Genomic DNA, 6356 nt, shown 5'->3' on the forward strand with positions numbered 1-6356 from the left:
CCGCATTTTCAAAGGTGCAGGCCCATCGACGGGGTGCCAGGGTCGGTGGTGCACAGCCTTCCCCGACTCGCTCATCATTGTTCAGCCCTTTGTCCTAACTGGAGGTTCGATGGAAACCATGGCAGCTCCCGGCCGCAGCGAGCTGGCGCGACGCGCCGCGGAACTGGTGCCGTTGTTGCGAGAAGGCGCGCTGGAGGCCGAGGAGCAGCGCCGCCTGCCGGAGAAGACGATCGCCGCCCTCACCGACGCCGGCCTGCTCAAGATGCGGATGCCGGCCCGCTACGGCGGCTACGAGTCGGACATGCGGACGGTCGTGGACGTCGTCTCCGAGGTGGGCCGTGGGGACGGCTCCGCCGGCTGGACGATGGCGGTCTGGATGATCAGCAGCTGGATGGCGGGCCTCTTCCCGGACCAGACCCAGGACGAGATCTTCTCCACCCCGGACGTCCGGATCAGTGGCATCCTCAGCCCCGGTGCGATGGCCATCCCCACCGAGGGTGGGTACATCCTGAACGGTCGGTGGTCGTTCAACACCGGGGCGACCCAGAGCCACTGGAACACGAACGCGGCCGTGCTCGCCAACCCGGACGGCAGCCACGAGCCGGTGATGGTGGCGTTGCCGATCAAGGATCTCCAGATCATCGACGACTGGCACACCGCCGGCATGCGGGGTTCGGGCAGCGTCACCACGGTGGCCGACGGGCTCTTCGTCCCGGAGCACCGGCTGGTGCGGATGGGGCCGATCATCCAGGGTGTGCCGCTGACCAACTCCAACGCCGGCTCGTCGATCTACCGGGTGCCCTTCATGTCGATGGCGTGCACGGCGGTCGGCGCCAGCTGCCTGGGGTTGGCGAAGGCCGCCAAGGAGGTGTTCTTCGAGCGGCTGCCCGGCCGGAAGATCACCTACACGGAGTACGAGGACCAGAGCCAGGCTCCGATCACCCACATCCAGGTGGCGGACGCCACCGTCAAGATCGATGAGGCGGACTTCCACGCGTACCGGTCGGCCGAGATGCTCGACCGTAAGGCCGGCGCGGGTGAGGACTGGACGCTGGAGGAGCGGGCCCGGGTCCGCCTCGACCTGGGCGCGGTCTGCCAGCGGTCGAAGGAGGCCGTCGACCTGCTGAACACCGCCAGCGGCGGCTCCTCGATCTACCAGGACGTGCCGATCCAGCGGATCGAGCGGGACGTGCAGACCCTCAACCTGCACGCCATCATGCACCCCAACACCAACCTGGAGCTGTACGGCCGGATCCTCTGCGGCCTCGGTCCGAACACCCTGTTCATCTGATTCCCAGGGCGGCTAGCCGCCCGCCTCCCGCCCAGCCTCGACGATTCATTCCGTACGGCTGCGGCACCCGCGACGGGCGTCCTCCGAAAGGGGGGCGCCCGTCTGCCTACCTGCCCCTTCGCCTGCTGACCGGGCCCGGCCGGGCCTCGCAATTTCGAAGGTGAGCCATTTCCGGGTACGCCGGAGAATTAGCACTGCGCACGTCGCCGACGGCCCGGACCGCGGACGCCGTGTCGCTTTACCCCAGACCGTCCTGCCGGCGCCGTGTGTGCCGCCGGTGTCGCCTGCCCCGACGGGGTTCGGAGGCGGTCCTTCGCCGGCGTACCGACCGTGGTCCGTCCGGTTCACCAGATCGAGAGAGGACCATCCCATGTCGAAGAGCACCACTTCGATGCTGAGCGCCGAGGACGAGGCCGCGGTGCGTGCGGTACCCCAGCGCATCGTCGCCGCCTGGGCCGCGCACGACGCGGAGGCTTTCGCCGCCACCTTCACCGAGGACGGCAGCATGATCCTGCCCGGGGTCTTCCGGCAGGGCCGGGACGAGATCTGCGGCTTCATGGGCCAGGCGTTCGCCGGCCCGTACCGCGGCACCCGGGTGACCGGCAGCCCCACCGCGCTGAAGGTGCTGGGCCCGGACACCGTGCTGGTGCTCACCGAGGGCGGGGTGCTGGCCCCGAACGAGACCGAGCCCTCCGCCGCGCGGGCGGTCCGGGCGAGCTGGCTGCTGGTGCGGCGGGACGGCCAGTGGCTGCTCACCGCGTACCAGAACTCACCGGCGAACCCCTCCTGAAGGCGTCGAGCGACCGAGGAGGTGACGTGATGAGTGATCATCGCACCGGACGGGTCGTGGTGCTCGGCGCGAGCATGGGCGGTCTGCTGGCGGCCAGGGTGCTCGCCGACCGGTACGCCGAGGTGCTGCTGGTCGACCGCGACGAGGTGACCGGGGTCAGTGGCTACCGCCAGGGCGTACCGCACGGTCGACACGCCCACGGGCTGGTCGCCCGGGGATACCAGATCCTGGAGGGCCACTTCCCCGGCCTGACCGAGGACCTGCGGGGTGCCGGGGTGACCCCCGGCGACTTCAGCGGCGACATCCAGTGGTACGTCGAGGGGCGGCGGATGCTGCCGTCGCACTCCGGGCTGGTCTCGGTGCCGGCCACCCGGCCGGTGCTGGAGCACCTGGTCCGGGCTCGGGTGCAGGCCCTGCCGAACGTGCGTGTCCTCGAACGGCACGACATCGTCGGGCTGGTCACCACCCCCGACCGGAGTCGGGTGATCGGTGCGCGGGTACAGCAACGTGTCGAGGGCAGCCAGGAGGAGGTGCTCGACGCCGACCTGGTGATCGACAGCACCGGCCGTGGCTCCCGTACCCCGACCTGGCTCGCCGAACTCGGCTATGCGCGACCCCCCGAGGATCGGATCAAGGTCGATCTGGCGTACACCACCCGCCACTACCGGCTGGCCAAGGACCCCTTCGGCGACGACCTGGCGATCATCCCGGCCGCCACCCCGGGCAGCCCGCGCGGTGCCTTCTTCTACCGGATGCCCGGCACGGACGGTCGGGTGGAACTCTCCCTGACCGGCGTCCTCGGTGACCATCCGCCGACCGACCCGGACGGCTTCCTGGCCTTCGCCAAGTCCCTGCCGGTGCCGGCCATCTACCGCGCGATCCGGGACGGCGAGCCGCTGGACGACCCGGTGATGTTCCGCTTCCCGGCCAGTGTCCGCCGCCGCTACGAGCGACTCGACCGGTTCCCGGCCGGCCTGCTGGTGCTCGGTGACGCGGTGTGCAGCTTCAACCCGATCTACGCCCAGGGGATGACCGCCGCCGGGCTCGGCTCACTCGTGCTGGCCGAGCAGCTCCGGCGTGGTGGTGACCCCGATCCCATCGCCTTCTTCCGTGAGCTGGGCACCCAGCTCGACTCGCCCTGGGACTTCTCCGCCGGCGCGGACCTGGGATTCCCCGGGGTCGAAGGACGGCGTACGGCGAAGATCCGGTTCGCCAACGCCTATGTGGCCCGGCTGCAACGGGCCGCCACCCGCGATGCCCGGCTGACCGACGCCTTCATCCGGGTGGCCGGGTTGATCGATCCGCCGTCGTCGCTGATGCGGCCGACCACCATGCTCCGGGTGCTCCGTCAGGGCCGCGTCCGGGACACCACCCCCGATCCTGCCGCAGCAGAGCGTCTGCTCGGCCGGGCCTGACCAACGGAGGAACCGATGCGTCCGTTCCGAATTGACATTCCGCAGGCTGACCTCGACGACCTGGACCGCCGGCTGGCCGCCGTCCGTTGGCCGGCCGAACTGCCCGGCGTGGGCTGGGAGCGCGGGGTACCGCTGGACTACCTACGCGACCTGGTCGACCACTGGCGGCACCGCTTCGACTGGCGGGCCGCGGAGCGCTGGCTGAACGAGTTCCCGCAGTTCACCACCGAGATCGACGGCGCCAACGTGCACTTCGTGCACGTCCGGTCGGCGGTACCGGACGCCACCCCGCTGATCCTCACCCACGGCTGGCCGGGCTCCTTCGTGGAGTTCCTGGACCTGATCGGGCCGCTGACCGACCCGGCCGCGCACGGCGGCGACCCCGCCGACGCCTGCCACGTCGTGATCCCCTCGATCCCCGGGTACGGCTTCTCCGGGCCGACCCGGGAGACCGGCTGGGACACCCGACGGGTGGCCCGGGCCTGGGCCGAACTGATGCGGCGGCTCGGCTACGACCGCTATGTGGCCCAGGGCGGGGACTGGGGTTCGCCGATCTCGCTGGAGGTCGGTCTGGCCGACCCGGAGCATGTGGTCGGCGTACATGTCAACATGCTCGCCACCTTCCCGCCCCAGGACCCGGCCCTCTTCGCCGGACTGCCCGACGAGGACCTGGCCCGGCTGGAGTTCGCCCAGAACTTCGAGCAGGACGGCGCCGGCTGGCGCAAGATCCAGTCGACCCGCCCGCAGACCCTGTCGTACGGCCTCACCGACTCCCCGGTCGGCCAGCTCGCCTGGATCGTCGAGAAGTTCTACGAGTGGACCGACTCGGCCAAGGTGCCGGAGGACGCCGTCGACCGGGACTTCCTGCTCACCAACGTGATGGTCTACTGGCTGACCGCCACGGCCGGCTCCAGCGCCCAGCTGTACTACGAGTCCAACCGGCTGGACGCCGACTTCATCCGCACCTGGGCCGGCCCCTGGAACCTGACCATGCCGGTCGGGGTGGCGGTTTTTCCCGCTGACGCCGTCCGCCCGGTGCGCCGGTGGGCCGAGCAGATTCTGCCGACCCTGAACCAGTGGACCGTATTCGACCAGGGCGGTCACTTCGCCGCCCTGGAGCAGCCCACCCTCCTCGTCGAGGACCTCCGGAACTTCATCCGTTCGCTGCGCTGAGCGTGGCACCGCATCCCGGGTGGCGGGTGGTCGAGGACGACGGCCCGCCACCGGGAAGAACTGGGGAGACATGATCAACAGAAGGAACCTCCTGGTGGGCGGCGCACTCTCCGGCGCCGCGCTGGCGGTAACGGCCACTCCGGCGCTGAACGCCCTGGCCGGCGGCCCTCCGGGGACACCCGGGGGACACCACGGGCACGGACCCGGGCACGGACCGAAGCCCAAGCCGAAGCCGAGTGGCACCCCACCGACCGGTGGGCCGTTCCGCGTGCTGATGCCGCTGCCGCCGGTCGCCGCACCGATCCGCACTCGCGGGGGCGTCGACCACTACAGCTTCCCGATCGTGCAGACCACCGCTGAGCTGCTGCCCGGGGTGCGTACCCCGGTGCTGTCGTACGGCGGTCGGTTCATCGGCCCGACCATCCGCGCCCGCGCCGGTCGGCCGGTGTCGGTGGAGTACCGCAACCAACTGGGCGTACCGGCCAACGTCCACCTGCACGGCGGGCATGTCGCGCCGGAGCATGACGGCCACCCGATGGACGTGATCAAGCCCGGCAAGTCGAGGGTCTACGAATACCCGAATCGCCAGCGCGGCACCACCCTCTGGTACCACGACCACAGCCACCACACCGAGGCCGAGCACGTGTTCCGCGGGCTGCACGGCTTCTACCTGATCGACGACCCGCAGGAGCGGCACCTGCGACTGCCCGAGGGGCAGTACGACGTGCCGATCATGCTGCGGGAGTCCCGCTTCGACGAGAAGGGCAACCTGTACTTCGACCCCTTCGACTTCGACCGTCCGGTGGTGCTGGTCAACGGCCGCTCCCAGCCGTACTTCCCGGTCGCCGCGCGCCGGTACCGGCTGCGGCTGCTGAACGCCTCCACCCACGGCACCCTGACCCTGCGGCTGGACGGCCTGCCGATGGTGCAGGTGGGCTCCGACGGCGGTCTGCTGCCCAAACCGGTACGGCTGACCGAACTGACCCTGGGCCCGGCCGAGCGTGCCGATGTGGTCGTCGACTTCTCCAAGCGCCGAGTGGGCAGCAAGGTGGTGCTAGAGGAGGCCCGCGGGCCGGTGCTCCGCTTCGACGTCACCCGGGAGGCCCGCGACAACAGCCGGGTGCCGGACACGCTCCGGTCGCTGCCGCCGATGCCGAAGTCCACCGTCAACCGCGAGGTGGTCCTCAGCACCGACTTCAACACGATCGAGAGCCTGATCAACGGCAAGCTCTGGGACCCGAACCGGATCGACGCCACCATCCGGCACGGTGCGACGGAGACCTGGCGGATCACCAACGTGGACACCGACTTCGGCGGGGTCAACCACACCTTCCACCTGCACCTGGTGCAGTTCCGGGTCCTGGATCGCAACGGCCGGCCACCGGCGCCCAACGAGCGCGGGTTGAAGGACACCGTGTTCATCGCGCCGGGCGACTCGGTGCGGGTGCAGGCGACCTTCAGCGGCTTCCTGGGCCGATACGTGTACCACTGCCACATGCTGGAGCACTCCGCGTACGGGATGATGGCGCAGATGCAGATCGTGCGCTGAGCCGATCGGTCGGCCGGGAGCGCGGGGGAGACCCCCAGGGCCTCGGCAAAGTCGCGGGGGTGCCCGGCTTGATGTGGTTGGTGTAGACGCGCCCTGGCTGGTGGCAGCAGGGCGGGCATGACCGGTTCAGATGATCAT

General features: G+C 70.3%; 5 protein-coding genes. All 5 read left to right on the plus strand.

Features of this window, described 5'->3' with window-relative positions; all coding sequences use genetic code 11:
• The first annotated feature begins 109 nt into the window (after window positions 1–109).
• The 5 genes from ABZ795_RS25520 (at window position 110) to ABZ795_RS25540 (ending at window position 6218) form a co-directional block, all read left to right on the plus strand.
• Entirely contained in the window at window positions 110–1291 is a 1182-nt protein-coding gene (locus tag ABZ795_RS25520; RefSeq protein WP_327022950.1) for an acyl-CoA dehydrogenase family protein, read from the plus strand.
• A gap of 370 nt (window positions 1292–1661) precedes the next feature.
• A complete protein-coding gene (locus ABZ795_RS25525; RefSeq protein ID WP_327022949.1) occupies window positions 1662–2081 on the plus strand; it encodes an SgcJ/EcaC family oxidoreductase in 420 nt (139 codons plus the stop codon).
• A gap of 29 nt (window positions 2082–2110) precedes the next feature.
• Window positions 2111–3496 (plus strand): FAD-dependent oxidoreductase, encoded by a 1386-nt coding sequence (locus tag ABZ795_RS25530; protein WP_357532176.1) that lies wholly within the window; start codon window positions 2111–2113, stop codon window positions 3494–3496.
• Between the two features lie 15 nt (window positions 3497–3511).
• Window positions 3512–4669, plus strand: a complete 1158-nt coding sequence (locus tag ABZ795_RS25535) for an epoxide hydrolase family protein (protein WP_357532177.1) — start codon at window positions 3512–3514, stop codon at window positions 4667–4669.
• Between the two features lie 70 nt (window positions 4670–4739).
• Window positions 4740–6218, plus strand: coding sequence for a multicopper oxidase family protein (locus ABZ795_RS25540; RefSeq protein WP_357532178.1), 1479 nt, complete (start codon window positions 4740–4742; stop codon window positions 6216–6218).
• The last annotated feature ends 138 nt before the right edge of the window (window positions 6219–6356 follow it).

The sequence above is a fragment of the Micromonospora sp. NPDC047134 genome (genome assembly GCF_040643455.1).
GTDB lineage: Bacteria > Actinomycetota > Actinomycetes > Mycobacteriales > Micromonosporaceae > Micromonospora.